Annotated in this window: 18 protein-coding genes and 1 tRNA gene; 13 read left to right on the top strand and 6 right to left on the bottom strand. The window is 58.4% G+C overall.

Going from position 1 to position 16685, the window contains the following annotated elements:
* The first annotated feature begins 87 nt into the window (after positions 1-87).
* Positions 88-375 carry an HU family DNA-binding protein gene (locus CPA54_RS03955; protein WP_103765590.1) on the top strand — a complete coding sequence of 96 codons (288 nt, stop codon included), beginning with the start codon at positions 88-90 and terminating at the stop codon, positions 373-375.
* Here CPA54_RS03955 and CPA54_RS03950 read toward each other — a convergent pair.
* Together CPA54_RS03950 and trxB are read right to left on the bottom strand one after the other, a co-directional pair.
* A complete protein-coding gene (locus CPA54_RS03950) occupies positions 356-1300 on the bottom strand; it encodes a LysR family transcriptional regulator (protein ID WP_052349033.1) in 945 nt (314 codons plus the stop codon). The genes CPA54_RS03955 and CPA54_RS03950 overlap by 20 nt on opposite strands.
* A gap of 283 nt (positions 1301-1583) precedes the next feature.
* Entirely contained in the window at positions 1584-2555 is a 972-nt protein-coding gene (trxB, locus tag CPA54_RS03945; RefSeq protein ID WP_043559878.1) for a thioredoxin-disulfide reductase, read from the bottom strand.
* Between the two features lie 297 nt (positions 2556-2852).
* Here trxB and CPA54_RS03940 point away from each other — a divergent pair, with 297 nt between their 5' ends.
* Complete coding sequence (locus CPA54_RS03940; RefSeq protein WP_043559880.1) at positions 2853-3317, top strand: Lrp/AsnC family transcriptional regulator; 465 nt, start codon at positions 2853-2855, stop codon at positions 3315-3317.
* Positions 3318-3359: 42 nt separating this feature from the next.
* Entirely contained in the window at positions 3360-4739 is a 1380-nt protein-coding gene (locus CPA54_RS03935) for a glycosyltransferase family 39 protein (protein WP_249085553.1), read from the top strand.
* Positions 4740-4821: 82 nt separating this feature from the next.
* Here CPA54_RS03935 and rpsU read toward each other — a convergent pair whose 3' ends face one another.
* Positions 4822-5025: a 30S ribosomal protein S21 gene (gene rpsU / locus CPA54_RS03930; RefSeq protein WP_026294133.1), complete on the bottom strand. Its 204-nt coding sequence runs from the start codon at positions 5023-5025 to the stop codon at positions 4822-4824.
* A gap of 253 nt (positions 5026-5278) precedes the next feature.
* Between rpsU and CPA54_RS03925 the strand changes: the two genes are divergently transcribed.
* The gene (locus tag CPA54_RS03925; RefSeq protein WP_052349035.1) at positions 5279-5767 is read left to right on the top strand and encodes a MarR family winged helix-turn-helix transcriptional regulator; all 489 of its coding nucleotides are present in this window, start codon (positions 5279-5281) and stop codon (positions 5765-5767) included.
* Positions 5768-5858: 91 nt separating this feature from the next.
* On the opposite strand, the gene CPA54_RS03920 is transcribed toward CPA54_RS03925, so the two are convergent.
* On the bottom strand, positions 5859-6479 hold the full coding sequence (locus CPA54_RS03920; RefSeq protein WP_373364574.1) for an outer membrane protein assembly factor BamE: 621 nt from the start codon (positions 6477-6479) through the stop codon (positions 5859-5861).
* A gap of 185 nt (positions 6480-6664) precedes the next feature.
* Here CPA54_RS03920 and CPA54_RS03915 point away from each other — a divergent pair, with 185 nt between their 5' ends.
* The 7 genes from CPA54_RS03915 to CPA54_RS03885 all read left to right on the top strand — a co-directional run bounded on the left by CPA54_RS03915 (position 6665) and on the right by CPA54_RS03885 (position 12175).
* Positions 6665-7267 carry a DUF177 domain-containing protein gene (locus tag CPA54_RS03915; RefSeq protein ID WP_166651601.1) on the top strand — a complete coding sequence of 201 codons (603 nt, stop codon included), beginning with the start codon at positions 6665-6667 and terminating at the stop codon, positions 7265-7267.
* A gap of 220 nt (positions 7268-7487) precedes the next feature.
* Positions 7488-7694 (top strand): 50S ribosomal protein L32, encoded by a 207-nt coding sequence (rpmF, locus tag CPA54_RS03910; protein WP_043559883.1) that lies wholly within the window; start codon positions 7488-7490, stop codon positions 7692-7694.
* Positions 7695-7802: 108 nt separating this feature from the next.
* Entirely contained in the window at positions 7803-8906 is a 1104-nt protein-coding gene (plsX, locus tag CPA54_RS03905; RefSeq protein WP_043561104.1) for a phosphate acyltransferase PlsX, read from the top strand.
* 8 nt (positions 8907-8914) lie between these two features.
* The gene (locus CPA54_RS03900) at positions 8915-9910 is read left to right on the top strand and encodes a beta-ketoacyl-ACP synthase III (RefSeq protein WP_086431530.1); all 996 of its coding nucleotides are present in this window, start codon (positions 8915-8917) and stop codon (positions 9908-9910) included.
* 107 nt (positions 9911-10017) lie between these two features.
* Positions 10018-10329, top strand: a complete 312-nt coding sequence (locus CPA54_RS03895; RefSeq protein ID WP_043561110.1) for an integration host factor subunit alpha — start codon at positions 10018-10020, stop codon at positions 10327-10329.
* Entirely contained in the window at positions 10326-12023 is a 1698-nt protein-coding gene (locus CPA54_RS03890; protein ID WP_249085552.1) for a MerR family transcriptional regulator, read from the top strand. The genes CPA54_RS03895 and CPA54_RS03890 overlap by 4 nt, the downstream gene beginning before the upstream one ends.
* A 75-nt stretch (positions 12024-12098) precedes the next feature.
* Positions 12099-12175, top strand: a tRNA-Pro gene (locus CPA54_RS03885).
* An 11-nt stretch (positions 12176-12186) separates the two neighbouring features.
* On the opposite strand, the gene CPA54_RS03880 is transcribed toward CPA54_RS03885, so the two are convergent.
* Entirely contained in the window at positions 12187-13302 is a 1116-nt protein-coding gene (locus CPA54_RS03880; RefSeq protein WP_043561113.1) for an AI-2E family transporter, read from the bottom strand.
* An 85-nt stretch (positions 13303-13387) separates the two neighbouring features.
* Positions 13388-14302, bottom strand: a complete 915-nt coding sequence (locus CPA54_RS03875) for an NUDIX domain-containing protein (RefSeq protein ID WP_249085551.1) — start codon at positions 14300-14302, stop codon at positions 13388-13390.
* 94 nt (positions 14303-14396) lie between these two features.
* Between CPA54_RS03875 and CPA54_RS03870 the strand changes: the two genes are divergently transcribed.
* Both CPA54_RS03870 and rpmB read left to right on the top strand, forming a co-directional pair.
* Entirely contained in the window at positions 14397-16202 is a 1806-nt protein-coding gene (locus tag CPA54_RS03870) for an ABC transporter ATP-binding protein/permease (RefSeq protein ID WP_249085550.1), read from the top strand.
* A 133-nt stretch (positions 16203-16335) separates the two neighbouring features.
* On the top strand, positions 16336-16641 hold the full coding sequence (rpmB, locus tag CPA54_RS03865; protein ID WP_043559888.1) for a 50S ribosomal protein L28: 306 nt from the start codon (positions 16336-16338) through the stop codon (positions 16639-16641).
* Positions 16642-16685: the final 44 nt, after the last annotated feature.

The raw sequence follows: 16685 nt of genomic DNA, 5'->3' as shown, positions 1-16685 counted from the left end.
CTTTTTTCATAGTAGAGCATTTTTTCTTGACGTTTCTGGCGTCCTATTGTCACTCTTCGGAAGAATGATCAGTGACGGAGAGTTTGGATGACACGCTCGGAATTTGTCGCTTTACTGACCTCCCGCCTGGAGGGTGTTTCCAGAGATAAGGTTGATCAGGCTGTTGATGGGATATTTTCCCGTATCGCTTCTGGCCTTGCAGCAGGGAACAGGGCCGAACTGCGTGGCATAGGCAGTTTTGGAACACGCCAGCACACTGCCCACCAGGGACGGAACCCGAGAACGGGTCAGTCCGTGGCTGTTAGGGCGAAGCGTGTTCCTTTTTTCCGGGCTGGAAAAGACCTACGCGAGAGGGTCAATCAGCCGAAGAAATGAACGGCTCTGCGCTATGTGAGGGGGTTTCTTTCCCCGTACGGGCCGTATTGAGTTCTTCCAGCAGGAAGTCCCGGAAGACTGAAATCCTTTTGGAGCTTCTCAGCTCTTCCGGATAGACAAAGAACGCCTCTGCTAGCGGGCCGTGCACATCTGGGAGGATACGGACAAGGTTAGGATGGGCGGAAGCTGTGTAGAAGGGCAGGGTTCCGATGCCGTTGCCCTGCGCAATGGCCATGCCGACCGCCGCAATGTTGTTGACGGCAAGGCGGACCTTGGGGTGGAGGATGATTTTATCCTTCACGAGCCGTTCAATCAGCCAGTTTACATGGGGCAGGGGAAGGTGCCAGCCAGCAAAGCCGATCAGATTGTGGTCGGCTAGGTCCTTCAGCGTGGTGGGGGTGCCGTGCTCTTCCAGATACTCCCGGCTGGCATAGATGGGCATGTGAAAACTGGCCAGGTGACGTTGGATGAGGTCGGGCTGGGTGGGAGGATGGAGACGGATGGCGACATCAGCTTCCCGCATGCTCAGGTCAAGATCGGAATCCTCAAGCAGGAGCGTGACTTCCACATGGGGATGACGTTCCATGAAATGATGGAGACGGGGTGTCAGCCAAGAGAGGCCAAAGCCTGATGTGGTCGTGACCTTGATCTTCCCGGCCGCTTTCTCCCTGTTTTCACTCAGGAAAGCCTGGGTCAGGGCCAGTTTGGAGAAGACCTCCCGGGCCGTGCGGTGGAGCACCTCGCCCTGCTCGGTCAGGATAAGCCCACGGGCGTGGCGATGGAAGAGAGGTACGCCCAGTACGTCTTCCAGTGCAGAAATCTGCCGGGAGACAGCAGACTGGCTCAGGTTGAGACGATCACCGGCATGAGTGAAGGAGCCGGCTTCCGCCACGGTATGAAAGATACGGAGTTTGTCCCAGTCCATTTTCTGATTCCCGTACGCCCCTTCGCAATAATCATGGCCAGCTCTGCTCATAACGCCCCGCATCGTAACCTTAACCGTCTATCTATTTCATGAAAAATTCCCGAAAAGAAACGATCGGTCAAGGGCAGAATGCCTCTAAAGTTGGTTATATTTTCGTTAAATGAAGATGAAAGGCCATGAAAAGGATAGAGTTTAGTCCATTTTAGCTAGTGTTGACTGATAGAGGGCAGAGCATCTTTCAGCAAGGCGAAAATGAGAGATGGTCTGCCCCTGTGCAGGTCTGTCAGGCACCATATTTTTTTTCGGCAAGGTAACGTTCCGCTTCCAGAGCGGCCATGCAGCCCGTACCGGCAGCCGTGACAGCCTGACGGTACGTCTTGTCCTGAATGTCGCCGGCTGCGAAGATGCCGGGGATGGACGTTGAGGCAGTTCCCGGCTGGGTTGTGATGTAGCCTTCTTCATCACAGAGGACTTCATGCCGGAAGGGGCCTGTGCTGGGGCTGTGGCCGATGGCCACAAACACGCCATCCACGGCGAGACGCTCCGTTTTCGTGTTATCCTGCGTGTCTGTCAGCTCAAGGGCCGTCACGACGGCGGGTGAACCTTCACCGATGATTTCGCGGACAGCCCGGTTCCAGTGAACTTTGATCTTGGGATTGTCATGCAGGCGCTTCTGGAGGATGCGTTCGGCTTTCAGGCTGTCACGCCGGTGGATGAGATGCACGGTAGAGGCGTGGTGGGTCAGATAGAGGGCTTCTTCCACGGCCGTATTGCCCCCGCCTATGACGGCAACGTCCTTGCCGCGGTAGAAGAAGCCGTCGCAGGTTGCACAGGCAGACACGCCAGCACCCTGATATTTCTTTTCAGAATCGAGACCAAGCCACTTGGCCTGGGCGCCCGTGGCAATGACGACTGTACGTGCCAGGAACAGGTCGCCAGAATCCCCTTTCAGGTGGAAATAGCCTTCTGCATCAGGGCCCTGCTTGAGGGAGGCTTCCGTGATGAGGTCATAGAGCAGCTTCGTCCCGACATGTTCAGCCTGTTCCCGCATCTGTTCCATGAGCCATGGCCCCTGGACAGGCTGTGCAAAACCGGGAAAATTTTCGATTTCATCCGTGATGGTCAGCTGGCCACCGGGCTGCATGCCGGTAACCAGAAGAGGCTGCATGCCAGCCCGGGCGGCATAGATGGCTGCTGTATAGCCTGCCGGTCCGGCCCCGACGATCAGCATGTCGGTATGATGTGTCTCTGCCATTGAAAGCTCCGTGGTAAAGGGATCATCTTCCCGGCTACGGGGATGAGAGGAATGGTTTCGAAGGGGCGGGGTGATCTTAGGTCCGCTACGGGCTGGAGGATAACAGATATAGTATATGAAAGATTTCGGTAAAAATAATTATCTTGCGGAGAAACGAAATATTATTTCTCTTTTCCATGGGAAGAGTTTTCACATAAGAAAGATCAGTCTATACAGGCGGGGATAACCCCCTGCGGATGAGCCCGTTCCCCATCCGGGCCGCATGGGGGTTCTGTGAGCAGAGTTGCTGGAAACCATATGAGCATTGCAGACCTTGATGAGATTGACCGCAGTATCCTGGCGGAGCTCCAGCAGGATGGCCGTGTTACCAATGTGGAGCTGGCCCGACGGGTGGGAATTTCTGCGCCGCCCTGTCTGCGTCGTGTCAGGCGGCTGGAGGAGATGGGGCTCATCCAAGGCTATCATGCGACGCTGGCTCCGGCGATGCTGGGTTGGTCCATCACATTTTTTGTTCTGGTCGGGCTGGACAGCCAGAAAGGTGCCGTGCTGGCAGAGTTCGAGGCCCTGGTCGCAGAATGGCCGGAAACGCAGGAATGCCACATGATCCGGGGAGGGGAGGATTTCCTCCTCCGTCTCATGGCCCGGGATGCGGAACATCAGAATCGTCTGACACGGGACCTGATCGAGGTAACGCACGTCGTACGGGTACAGACTTTCCAGGTCATCAGGACAAGCTGTGAGAGAGCCGGCGTTCCGCTCTAGGAGCGGATCATGCTGAAACCTGTCCGCTTTTTCAGGTGCTGGATGCCATTGCATATCCTGTTCTGCTGTGCGGCTCTGGGGCTCATGGTGCGGCTTTTTCTGGCTGCTGAAGTACCTCTCATACCTGATGAGGCCTATTACTGGCTCTGGTCCCGCCATATGCAGGCAGGGTATCTGGACCATCCCTTTATGGTGGCGTTGTGGATTCGGCTGGGAACCCTCTTGTGGGGGGATACGCCGTTTGGCGTACGGTTCTGTGGTCTGGTCGGTTTTGTCTGTGCCAACATATGGCTTTTTCTGGCCGCCCGTCGTTTTTTCCCTTCTCGTGACAGGGTGGGGGGTCGGGCGATTCTGCTGTTGAATGTGACCCTGATGGCGTCTGTGGGGCTTGTTCCGGCCACGCCAGATGTCCCTCTGTTTGTTTTCCTTTGTCTGATGTTATGGGCTTTGTCTGGAGCCTTGCAGTCCCATGGGGCGGCAGCCTGTGGCTGGTGGGTGCTGTGCGGTATTGGTCTTGGTCTGGCAGCCGATTCCAAATACACGGCTCTTCTGCCGGGGCTCGGTCTGGCGGGGTTTGTTCTGTTTGGCGGCCGGGGGGCTTGGCGTATGGCCGGCCCCTGGTTGGGGGGAGGGGCAGCAGCCCTCATGGTGCTGCCAACCCTGGTCTGGAATGAAAGGCATGGCTGGGCGGGTCTGCTGAAACAGGGCGGACGGGCTTCGTACTGGCATCCTGAACGGGCCGGGCAGTTTCTGGGGGAACTGCTGGCGGGGCAGCTGGCCCTGTTGACCCCTTGGGTTGCTGTCCTGTGTTTCATGGGGCTATGGCGTGCCCGCCATGGGCAGCATGTGCTGTTGTGGCTGTCCGCTCCTGCGCTGCTGCTGTTTCTGGTGAATGTGACGGGAGAGCGTGTCCAGCCCAATTGGGTCTGGGTGCTGTATCCAGCCCTTATCCTGGCCGGGGCCGCTTATGCGGGTCGGCTCAGGGGAGCCTGTATGACGGGGGGCATCTGCACGGTTCTGGTCTATGCTCAGTGTCTGACGGGATGGTTGCCACTGCCCCCGCATATGGATCCCATCGCAAGGTTGGGGGCAGGTTGGAGTGATCTGGCAGCAGCGGTCGCAGAAGAGGCCGAAAAGGCAGGGATTTCATGTCTGGCAACGGACGATTATGCCCTGGCCTCAATTCTGGCGTTTCAGAAACCGCAAGGTCTTGCGGTGCTGGGAAAGGATTCCCGATGGGGCTATGTGGCAGGGCTTCCTCATGAGACGGTCAGGACGGTCCTGTATCTGAAGGATGGCCGGTATGGACCGGTGCCCGCAGGCGGCTGGGCCGTATGGCGGAAGGACAGGAAGCGGCCTGTAAGGGTTTATCTGCTGGAAAAACGGCACGACCTTTCCGGCTGGATCGTGCAGCGGCCTTGATGGGCGGCATGAAGGCAGACATGAAAAAAGCCATCCGAACATGGATGGCTTTCTCATTCGTACAAATACGAACAGGCTGACTTCAGAAGCCCTCGCGCTCCAGGCGCTTGCGCTCCATCTTGCGGGCGCGACGCACGGCCTCGGCAACCTCGCGGGCGCGGCGCTCGGATGGCTTTTCAAAGTGGCGACGGAGCTTCATCTCACGGAAGACGCCTTCGCGCTGCATTTTCTTCTTGAGGGCTTTCAGCGCCTGGTCAACATTATTATCACGAACGAGAACCTGCACGGTGTCGTCATCTCCTTTGGGGTTCTGATCCTTCCCGAGCGGTGTCTGTAGCATCACCCATTGAAGGACGCGGATCCGATTACAGTGTGAAGTGGCCTATCATACTCCAAAACGACAGACAATAGTTTCTGATGGGCATAAAGGGTGGAGGCCCTCTTTATCTGTGGATTATTTCGCCTGTCTGATGGTTCCTCATGGCTGGTGGGCGTATGGTGCATGTGGATGAGTGTGTGGTGAACAGGAGGAGGACGGGATGGGGGTACAGAATGACAGGCGTACCATGGTGGATGCGCACCTGTATCTGCGTGAAAATTCCATCAGGCAGTCCTTTGAGGGGCTCCTGGCCCTCTGGCGGTCCCTGTCCGCTGCTTGTGAAGGAGGGCTCGACTCTCACGGTCTGGGGCCTGCCCATTACCGGATCATGTTTTTTCTGGGCAGCCATGGCGGATTGCTGCCCAGTGAGCTGTGCAGGCGGCTTGGCATTACCAAACAGTCGCTGGGCCGGGCTCTTGGCGAGCTGAAAGCGAAAAAACTGGTCGAGCAGAAACAGGATGAAGGGGACCGGAGGAAGCGGCCCGTTTTTCTGACAGATGAGGGCAGACAGCTTGAGGCAGAACTTTTTGCTGCCATTCGCACTGTCCTGACACGGGCATACAGGCAGGTTGACGGAGCCGCTGTTGATGGGTTCCGCAGGGTCTTGCATGTTGCCGAATATGGCGGGCCGCTCTCGGAGGGGGGATAAGAAAAGGGGAGGAGCCGGACAAAGACTCTTCCCCTTCATGGAAAGGATTTTTCAGCCCGTTAGCCCGTCACCAGGCTGCTGGATGGATGGATCAGGGCATCGAGTTGCCGACGCCCCCATTGCCGGTGCCCTGGCCACTCATCGGGCCGGCACCCATGCCACCATTTCCCAGTCCGCCGAAGGTGCTGCCCATGCTGCTCATCGGGTTGTAGCGGCCCACATTGCCCAGCAGCTCCCGCAGAACAGAAATATGCGTGCCCGGTGTCGGTGTAGCTCCGCCTGCCATGGAGACACGGATGGCATCATGCCTGTCCAGCACGTTCATCTTGCGGAGAACGCCAGCATTGTCGAAATTCAGGACCAGGACCTGCTGCTTGTCCACAACCGGATGAGCCAGCGGCACGAGGTCCTTCGTCATGGAAATGTAGATCCATGTATTGTCATTGAAGGTTGCATGGGCTGTCGGAGAGCCCAGTATGCTCAGGGCATCATTCTGGGTGCTGGAGTTGAGGACCAGCTGGTCATAATCCAGTTTCTCGATCAGCGCCCCGCGCGGGATGGGCGGCGGGCTGATGGCCTCACAGCCGCTGAGCATCAGCACCCCACCGGCCAGAAGGCCTGTCCAGCAACGGCGTCGCAGCGCCATGAAGCGGGCCAGACGGGGGAAGGGGGAGCTCTTGTCCGGGGTGGAGGCAGTAGAGAAGCTGGTCATGAAGGGCAAACTGTCCTGATGATATGCGGGCAAGCCATACGTGCTCTTTCCGGTGCCTCAGAGAGGGCAGCATGTCAATCTTTTTCGTGGATTGTCGGGCTGTGGCTGTCCGGCAGCAGTTTAGGCTTGACTTCATGGCGTCAGCCCCTTCTGAAAGAGGCACCCTGGTAAATTATCGTGAGGTCATGATGTCATCTGGAGGCAGAGCAGACGCCGGAACACAGCCAGAAGAAAGGATTGCGCCAGAGTTCTCGCGCCGCATTCCACTGGCAAAGACGGGCCGCCCTCTTGAAGAGCATGTGGAGGCCAATGCTGAGGAGAGGGAAGGTCTGCGGAAGCGCTTTGGTCTTCTGTCTTTGAAGGAGCTGTCCTGCACTTTTGCGCTGAGGCGGGGGGCGGAGAATATCGTACTGGCGGAAGGTCATATCCGGGCGGAGGTGGAGCAGGCCTGCATCATCACGGGTGAACCGGTGAAAGAGGTGATCGACGAGCCGTTCAGTTTACGTTTCGTCCCGGTTTCCGAGATGCCTGATGAAGAGGATATCGATATTGAGGCTCTGCTTCAGGAAGATGCCGATGATGTTCCTTATGATGGCCGCATGATTGATCTGGGCGAGGCTGCGGCAGAACAGCTGGCCCTCTGCCTGACTCCTTATCCGCGGCGGGCAGGAGCAGGGCTGGAGCAGTTCGTGGAGGTCACACCGTCTGATGATGAGCTGGATGCACGGCCCGGCGCAGCCCGGGAAAATCCTTTTGACGTGCTGAAAAAACTCAGGAAGGAGCCGTGAAGGAGTGGTAATCTTTCCGCCTTTCTGGTAAAGGCAGGGAGTAAGGAGCGATGCCGTAGTGGCATTGATGCTTGCAGAGAGATGCTCTCTCTGCTAGAGCCCCACGCCTGAGCACCGTGGCTTATGGCGGTGGTGAAGACCTAATGAGATTTCTCTGGCTTGAGGCCGCGCCGTGCGGTAGCAGAAGCCGGATACGCAACCCAGTGAGAGGCAGATACCCATGGCCGTCCCTAAGAGAAAGACTACGCCGTCCCGTCGTGGCATGCGTCGCAGCCATCAGGCTCTTCGTGTTGAGGCGCATGCTGAATGCGCCAACTGTGGCGAGATGAAGCGCCCCCATCATGTGTGCAGCCATTGTGGCCATTATGATGGCCGTGAGGTTGTCAGTGCAGAGGGCCGTGCGCTGAAGACAGCCGTCCGCGCCTGATTGCCCGTATCCTGAGGGATACTGCCGCCCCGGGCTTCCGGTCCGGGGTTGCATTTTCGTGCATCCTGCCTGAGCAGGAAAAACAAGGAATTTCTGGGGGCTGCACTCATGACGGAGGCGTCTGGCGTCAGAGCTGAGGGTGGAGTCGAAAAGCAGGCTGCACAATCCCCGGCTCCTTTTACTCTGGCCGTTGATGCCATGGGGGGAGATAACGCCCCCGAGATCGTTCTTGCGGGACTGGAGATGACGGCCATCCGTCACCCGGACATCCGGATTCTTCTCATAGGTGATGAGAAGGTCCTGAACGCATCACTCGTAAATTATCCCAAACTTTCTGGAATCTGCACCGTGCGCCATGCGCCGGAAAGCATTCCCATGGAGATGAAACCCACTGCGGCGCTTCGCGTGCGGGGATCCTCCATGCGGGTCGCCATGGAGGCTGTTGCCTCTGGTGAGGCTCGTGGCGTCGTGTCCGCCGGGAACAGTGGTGCGATGCTTGCATTGGCAAAGATCATCGTAAAAGCCCTGCCCGGTATTTCTCGCCCGGCCATGGCGGCTGTCCAGCCATCCGCCCGTGGTGATGTCGTCATGCTCGATCTGGGTGCGAATATCGTATGCGATGCCCGCAATCTGGTCGAATTCGCCATCATGGGGGAGGCCTTCGCACAGGCGGCCCTGTCCCTCAAGGCGCCCAGCATCGGGCTGCTCAATGTTGGTTCGGAAGAGCTGAAGGGCGACGAACGCCTGAAGCAGGCTGCCGAGCGCCTTCGGGACAGTGTGTTGTCTGACCGTTTCCATGGTTTTGTGGAGGGGCATGACATTACCGCCGGTGTGACCGATGTTGTCGTGACGGATGGTTTTACGGGCAATGTGGCACTGAAGACTGGTGAAGGGGCGCTGAAGCTGGCTTTCGGGTTGCTCAGGAGCGTGTTCATGAGCAGCTGGCTGACCCGGATCGGTTATCTTCTGGTCCGCCCCGGTCTGCGCCGCATGAAGGAATGGATCGATCCCAGCCGCTATAATGGCGCCGTTTTTGTGGGGCTGAATGGCATCGTGGTGAAGTCACATGGTGGGGCAGATGCCGAGGGTTTCGCCTCTGCGGTGGATGTTGCCGTGGATGCGGTGGAAAACAGGCTGAATGACAAGATCCGCCATCGTCTGGATCAGCTCGGCATGTTGGGGCAGTCTGGAGAAAGCAGAGAGCAGGAGTGACGTCTTCCATGGCGCAGGATAAACAGGTCCGGGGAGCGGCAGCGGGTGCCCGTCTGACAGGTGTCGGCAGTGCCCTTCCGCAGCGTGCTTTCAGCAATGAGGAGCTGGCTGCCGAATTCAGACTTGATACGTCGGATGAGTGGATCAGGACCAGGACCGGAATCCGTCAGCGGCATATTGTGTCTGGCGATGAATCCGCCGTATCCCTTGCGCATCTGGCAGCCCAGCGGGCGCTGGAACATGCTGGCAGAACAGCAGATGATGTGGATGCCGTCATCGTGGCAACATCAACGCCGGATCAGGTATTCCCTTCCGTTGCCGTACGTGTTCAGGCGGCTCTGGGCATGGAACGTGGTTTCGGGTTTGACGTCAGCGCAGCCTGCTCTGGTTTCGTGTATGCGTTGACAGTGGCTGATTCCATGATCCGCTCCGGTCAGGTCAGGCGTGCCATGGTGATCGGTGTGGAGGTATTTTCCCGTCTTCTGGACTGGGAAGACCGTTCCACCTGTGTGCTGTTCGGGGATGGCGCTGGTGCGGTCCTGCTCGAGGCAGGCGCAGGTGAGGGAGAGGGTATCCTGTCCACGCATCTTCACGCAGATGGCCGCTTGGGTGATCTGCTCTATGTTGATGGTGCCGTTGGCTGTGCGTCTGGCAAGGTGGCGTTGAAAATGCATGGGCGGGAGGTGTTCCGTCATGCTGTCGTCAACCTTGCTGCTGCTGTTGATGAAGCGCTGGAGACAAACGGTCTCAAGGGCACGGACATCCAGTGGCTGGTGCCGCATCAGGCGAATCTGCGGATCATTGATGGCATGGCCAAGAAGCTTGCCCTGCCGTCGGATCGCGTCGTGGTGACGGTAGACAGGCACGCCAACACGTCGGCGGCATCAATCCCTCTTGCTCTGGATGAAGCGGTCCGGGATGGGCGGATCAGGCAGGGCGATCTGGTCCTCATGGAGGCCCTTGGTGGTGGCCTTACATGGGGGTCTGCTCTGGTGAGAATGTAAGGCCTTTCCAGGCGGAATCAGCGCTTCTGAAACTCCCCTGATTTATATGCAGGGGAGTTCGTTTTTTCAGTGTGCTAATCAGATGGCTCGTGATACCTTTTCCCATTATGGAGACAATTGCACGCGCTGATCTGATAGAGCTCCTCCAGGAGGAGCATGGCTTTTCCCGGCAGCAGGCTACCCTGTTTCTGGAGAAGATGTTTGAGTTGTTCATCCAGACTCTTGAGCAGGGCAAGTCGCTGAAGATCAGCGGCTTCGGTACGTTCGCTGTACGGGATAAAGCAACCCGTCTGGGGCGGAATCCCCTGACAGGGAAAGAGGCCATCATCTCGGCCCGGCGTGTGCCGTTCTTCCGGCCATCCCGTCTTCTGCGGGACAGCGTCAATGGCAGACCATCAGCTCAGGATGCCCATCAATGATGTCCACTGATTCATCTCAGCCTCAGCATGGGGGCTTGAGGACAGCCATCAGCGTTGCAGGGGAGCTGGGGCTGCCTCTGTACCGTCTGCATTCATGGGAAAGTCTTTATCCTGTTTTCAGGGTAAAGCAGGGTGAAGACGGGCAGAGTTATTACGATGAGCAGGCTGTCACGGTCGTGCGCAATATCGCCCGGCTCCTTTATCAGGATGGTGCCAGAAGCCATGAGGTTGTTCCATTGCTGAAGCGTGAGGGGATCATCAGTGATGGCACGCCGCTTTCCGTCTCGGGCGGGGCGGAGACAGCTGGTCACGGCGAAACCTCTTCACCTGACCAGCTGAAGGAGTTGCAGAAGGAAAACAGAACGCTCAGCGATCGTCTTGAGGAGTTTGGTCAGATTGCGCTCTCCCTCAAGACACTGGAAGATGAGAATGCTTCCCTGAAGGAAGCGCTGGAGCAGTCCCGGTCTGCCCCGCAGCCTCAGAAGGACGCAAAGGGTGGTTATGTTGCAGAGCTGGAAGAAGAGAATCTGGCTTTGCAGGAAACGGTTGAGCGTCTGACGGCGGAGACGGCCACGTATCAGCAGGCGGTTGCCGACGGGAAGGAGCAGCGGCTCCAGCTGGAGACGCTGCGATCAGAGCTTGCCGGGTTGCGGGCGGAGCGTGACAGGGCGTCGGCCCTGCATGAGGAGCTTGAGGCCGTACGGGCGGACATCAGGCGTCTTGAAACCGAGAACGGGGCGCTGCGTGCGGCTGGGCAGAAGCAGCGTGAAACGGAAGCCACTCAGGGACGTGTTCTGGAAGAGCGTAACGCCGAGTTGCAGAAAACTGTTGATCGCCTGATGGCTGAAGCCAGAGAGCATCAGAAAGAGGCAGAATCCCGGAAGGAACGTTTGAGCCAGCTGGAAGGGCTGCGGGTCAAGCTGGCCGACATGCAGGTCGAACATGGGCGGATACAGACCCTGAGCAGGGAGCTGGAAGAAGCCCGTGCTGAGGCAGAACGGTGCCGGGGGCTGGAAGCTGAAATCGAGACACTGCACAGGGCTGCCATGGAGCAGCAGACAGCGGGTCAGGCCAGACAGCAGGAACTGGAAAAGCAGGCTGTGTCTCTGCGGGAAACTGTTGATCGGCTGAAAGCTGACGCCAGAAAACAGGTGCTGGCAGAAGAAGCCAGGCGGAATGAGGTGCAGGCTCTTCAGGGGCAGTTGAAAACCCTGCAGGCAGAGCATGAGCAGGTGCAGACCTTGCAGTCGGAAGGCGCTGCCCAGCAGAAACAGCTTGCCAGTCGTCTGGAGGCTGTAGGGGCAGAGCGGCAGGAGCTTGTGCGGAAGCTGGAACAGTCTGTTCTGATCATGCAGTCCCTTGAGGATGAAAATGTCCGTCTCAAGCGTTCCCTGAAAGAGAGTGAGGAAAAATTGGCAGCACAGGCTGTCATCGTTGGCAGGGTGGAGCATCTTGAAGCGGAAAATGGCGAGCTGAAGCAGGCGCAGGCCGGGTTTGCCGGTGAGCGTGAACGCCATGCCGAGGCAGTGGAACGTATCCGTACCCTTGAGGGGGAAGGCGTTGTCCTGCAACAGAAGCTGACAGCCCAGGATATGGAAAACCGTCTCCAGGTCCGGCGGAAGGATGAGCTGGACAGGCTGCTGCATGATCTTCTCGGCGAGCTGGCCGAGATGAAAAAAAACCTTACCCTCTGAAAAAATATTAAAAAAAAGCCCCGGGCCATTGCAGGAATGGGCCGGGGCTGCTAGAGCTTCCTCACCGCAGGACGACGGGCAGTAGCGCAGTCTGGTAGCGCATCAGTCTGGGGGACTGGGGGTCGTGGGTTCGAATCCCGCCTGCCCGACCATCTCCTGCGGTTCACTCCCTCACAATATGTCCCGTACGCTGGCCAGAAACCTTGTTGCTGGTCCAGAGTGTCCAGAGCAGGTGCAGGGCTGCCATGATGGCTGGTCCGATGAACAGGCCCATCAGCTGCCATGTTTCCGCACCGCCCAGAATACCCATCAACACCCAGAGGAATGGGACTTTCGTGCTGCCGCCTATCAGGACAGGGCGAATGAAGTGGTCTGCCACGAACAGCACGACGGCACCAATCAGCCAGACGATGGCGGCAGCCAGCATGCTACCCTTGAAGGCGATCAGCAGGCATACGCCTGTCACGGCGATCCAGCCGAGCAGAGGGACCATGGCCGCAATGGCTGTCGCCAGCCCGAAGATGAGCGGCTGTGGGGCCCCGGCAACCACGTAGCACACGCCCATGATGGCCCCTTCACCCAGCCCGACCAGAACTAGGCCGGAAACCGTGCCATGAATGGAAGCAACAATCTGTCGTGCAAGGCTTTCTCCCTGCGCTCCGAAGAGACGCTGCGAGCCGATCATGCATTTCCGGATGATGCTGTCGCCATCCTTCAGCAGGAAGAAAAGTGTCAGCATGGAGAAGCCGAACAGGATTCCCCGGTGCAGGACTTCCGAACCGAACTGTTTGCCCACGGCCATGCCATGTCCCAGATTCAGGGAATGGAACAAATCGTTCAGGGCATCAGGATTGCTGAGATGCTCGGTCCAGAGGGCGGTGGCCGGTCCGGAAGCCACTGGCAGGCGGTCCAGCCAGGCGGGGGCCGGCAGCCCCTGATGGCGGATCGTATCAAGCCACAGGAAAGCCGAATGGATTTCGTCAGCCGTCTTGATGCTGATGAAGGAAACAGGGACGAGGAAGATCAGCGCCAGTACACCGGTAAAGAGCAGGGGAAGCCATATCGTGTGGCCGAACCGCCTTGTCGAGCGTTTGTATAGTGGCCAGAGGGCAATGGCGAAGATGCCGCCCCAGAGGAGGGCTGGCAGCATGTGTCTGAGTGTCCAGAGGGCTGCCAGCACGAAAAACAGTGCCAGAAAACCACGGGCCCGTTTCTGTAGGGTCTTGGAGGGCGGAGAGAGCCGCAGCGGTTGGGTGGTTCTGTGGTGTGGATGGGTCATGGTGCGTGGTGTCTCGGTCAGCGTGCCAGAATGGAATGAAGCAGCCACATCAGTGGGCTGGTCTGGAAAGGGTGGTCATGTGGGGTCACCCGTGTAAAGTTTCTGCCAGAATCAGACTATCCTGCTTATCGAACATCCCAAGTCGAAGGAAAAGGTCCAGAAGGACAAGATTAACGTTAAATTTGAAATCGTCTGTGTCCCGGACCAGCTGGAAGACGTTTTCGACAGGCATGAGATGGAAGGATTCCACTTCACCATCATTGGCCTGGGGAACGAAATCTTCCGGGAGCATGAGATCGTAACAGTAAAGCCGGTCGCGTCGCAGCCCCTCCGGACGTGTCATGGCGTAATGGAGCGTGCTGGCGTGGCGGGCGTGGCGGGCAAGGGCGGTGGGGATGGAGGCTTCTTCTCCGGCTTCCTTGACGAGTGTTTCCTCTGGGGTGAGGCCGCTGCTCATCCCGCCGGCAACCAGATGGTCGAGTTTGCCTGGGTCCAGCCGTTTCTGTGGGCTGCGGCGGGCAACCCAGAGGTGCAGCCCCGTTTTTTTCTGGACAAGGCCATTCATGTGGACACCAGAAGCTTCCACACCAAAAACCGGGATCAGAGCCCGGTCAATCTGCCCGATGATTGTTCCATCAGGTGAGCGGACATCAAACCATTCATGGAAGGGCACATAGCGTTCCTGCTCGGCCAGCATGTGGCTTATCTGGGACAGCCCTTGTCCATCGGGCAGGGTGATGTGCCCGTCCTCTATTTCCAGCAGGCCCATCTCGGCAGGAGCGGCCAGCCAGCCAAGGCAGGCAGGGTCGACCAGACCGATGGACAGGCCGTCATGCAGCAGGGGGATGCGCCCCGCCGGGAGGGTGACATTGCGGCACCGCTCAATATGGCGGAGAAAGGGAGAGGCAGCGGAGGACAGCATGGGTTCTCTCTGATGTTCATTCATGATGGCACGGAGGACGGACAGCAGCGGAGAGCCTGCCTGTCTCTGGGGCATCATTCAATTGGCAAAGGCTGGCAGGATGGGAAGGACCGTGTAAAAGCTCTCCCGGCAACAATGCCAGACATGGCAGCAGATCATCTATCAGGTTTTTATGACATCAACAAAGATCGGACACCTGCCTTTGCGGGCTTTCTGGCGGCTGGTTCGCCCGGCTTCCCTGAGGAGCTGGTTTCTGCGCTTCTTCTGTTCCTGTGTTCTGCTGGTCGTAGAGAGTGTGACGGCCGTTGCCACACCCTGGCTGTTCAGCGACATGGTGGCCCGGCTTTCGGGGAAGGAAGCGGTCATGGCGGCGGTCATGGCCCTGCTGGCGTCCTATACGGTCCTGCGCATGGCAGGTGCTCTGGCCGGGCCGTTGCGCAGCCTGCTCATGGTGCCGGTGAGGACGGCCCTGCGGGAGCGGATCAGCCTGCTGGGGCTGGAGCATGTCCATCAGCTGGGGGCCCGGTTCCATCAGCAGCGGCAGACAGGTGCGCTGACCCGTATCATCGATCGTGGCGCTGATGCTGCCAGCATGATCGTTGACATGACTTTCTCCAACGTCATGCCGAACCTTCTGGGGCTGGCCCTGACTTTTCTGGTCGTCTTGCGCGTTTTTGATGGCTGGTACCTAGTGCTGCTGTGTGCCACGCTGATCCTCTATTCCGCTGTTTCTTTCCTGTTTACCCGCTGGCGGATGCAGGCCAGACGGGAGCGCAATCAGGCGAACAACCATGCACATCGGCATCTGGTGGACAGTCTGCTCAATGCGGACATTGTCCGCATGTTCGGCAATGCCGCCCATGAATGCAGACGGCAGGAGGGGGCCTGGCAGGCGCTGCGCACGGCCGAGGCCCGTTTGCAGGGGCTTGTTGGAGGTTCCCAGGCCATTCGCAACAGTCTGATTGCCCTCGCCACGGCTGTATTGCTGGGGATGGCCATACGGGATATTCATGCGCATCGACTCGGTGTTGCACAATTCGTGTTGATGGGCACGTATCTCCGGAGTGTTTATGCCTCGGTCGGGGCGTTGAATTATGTCGGTGCAGGCTGGCGCAATGCCCGTGTCGACATGGAAGCCTATCTGGAGCTGATGGGGCTGGTACCAGAGATACAGTCTCCGCCAGCGCCTGTCCCCCTGCCTGCCGGACAGGCACATGGCGTGACGCTGGACATGCAGCATGTTTCTTTCGGATATGACCCGGAGCGGCTGATCCTGCGTCATGTCAGTTTCACGCTGGCGGCAGGGAAAATGCTCGCCATTGTCGGGCGGAGCGGGTCCGGAAAGTCCACAGTGGCGAAGCTCGTCAGCCGGCTGTATGACCCGCTGGAAGGAACCGTGCGAATGGAAGGTGTGCCACTTCCGGCACTGTCGCTTGATGCCCTGAGGGGGCAGATCGGCGTGGTGGCGCAGGAGACCTCACTCTTCAATGCCACGATTGCCGAGAATATTGCTTACGGGCGGGCAGGGGCCAGCATGGCGGAGGTCAGGCAGGCAGCCGAGGCGGCCCAGCTTGGTCCTTTTGTGGACAGTCTGCCGGACGGGTTCGATACACTGGTCGGTGAGCGGGGGGTGCGGCTGTCGGGCGGGGAGAGGCAGAGAATGGCGATTGCCCGTGTCATCCTGCGCAATCCCCGTCTGCTTGTGCTGGATGAAGCCACCAGTGCCCTGGACAGTCGGACGGAAGAGGCCATCCAGAAAGAGCTGGAGAGCCTTTCCTCTGGCAGGACAACGCTCGTGATCGCCCATCGTCTCTCCACGATACAGAGGGCAGACCATATCCTTGTGATGGAGAACGGAGAGGTGGTGGAAGAGGGAACCCATCGCCAGCTGTTGGAAAAAGGTGGCATTTATGCAGGAATGTGGAGATTGCAGGCAAGAAGGGGTTTCGTTGAAAGTCATTCGGATGTAGAGGGGTAGCGGGCTGCTTCTGTCGGTATGAAAGGCAGGAAAGACTTGACGTATCAGCGTCAGTAAGTCATAAGCCCGCCTTATTTACGGAACATGCAGGTCTGCCTTGCGGCCCTGCGTATCACAGTATCGAGGAAGTTCTATGTCTCGCCGTTGCCATGTCACGGGCAAAGGGGTACTGACGGGCAATAACGTCAGCCACGCCAACAACAAGTCCCGTCGCCGTTTCCTGCCGAATCTTCAGGAAGCCACGCTCCTGTCCGATATTCTCGAGGCTCCGGTGCGTATGCGCCTTTCCGCCAAGGGGATCCGTACGGTCGAGCATAATGGCGGGCTTGATTCCTTCCTGCTGGGCACACCGAACCGGAAACTGACGCCAGAAGCTCTGGTCATCAAGCGTCGCATCCTGCGTGTGCAGGAGCGCAAGGCTGCCCAGTCAGCTGCCTGATCAGGCAGCTGAAGCCCGTTCTCTCCGCAGGACGGGCGGCTGTT

The organism is Parasaccharibacter sp. TMW2.1890 (genome assembly GCF_023337645.1).
Taxonomy (GTDB): domain Bacteria; phylum Pseudomonadota; class Alphaproteobacteria; order Acetobacterales; family Acetobacteraceae; genus Bombella; species Bombella apis.
Note: the sequence above shows the minus strand (reverse complement) of the source record. Positions and strands in the feature narration are given on the sequence as shown.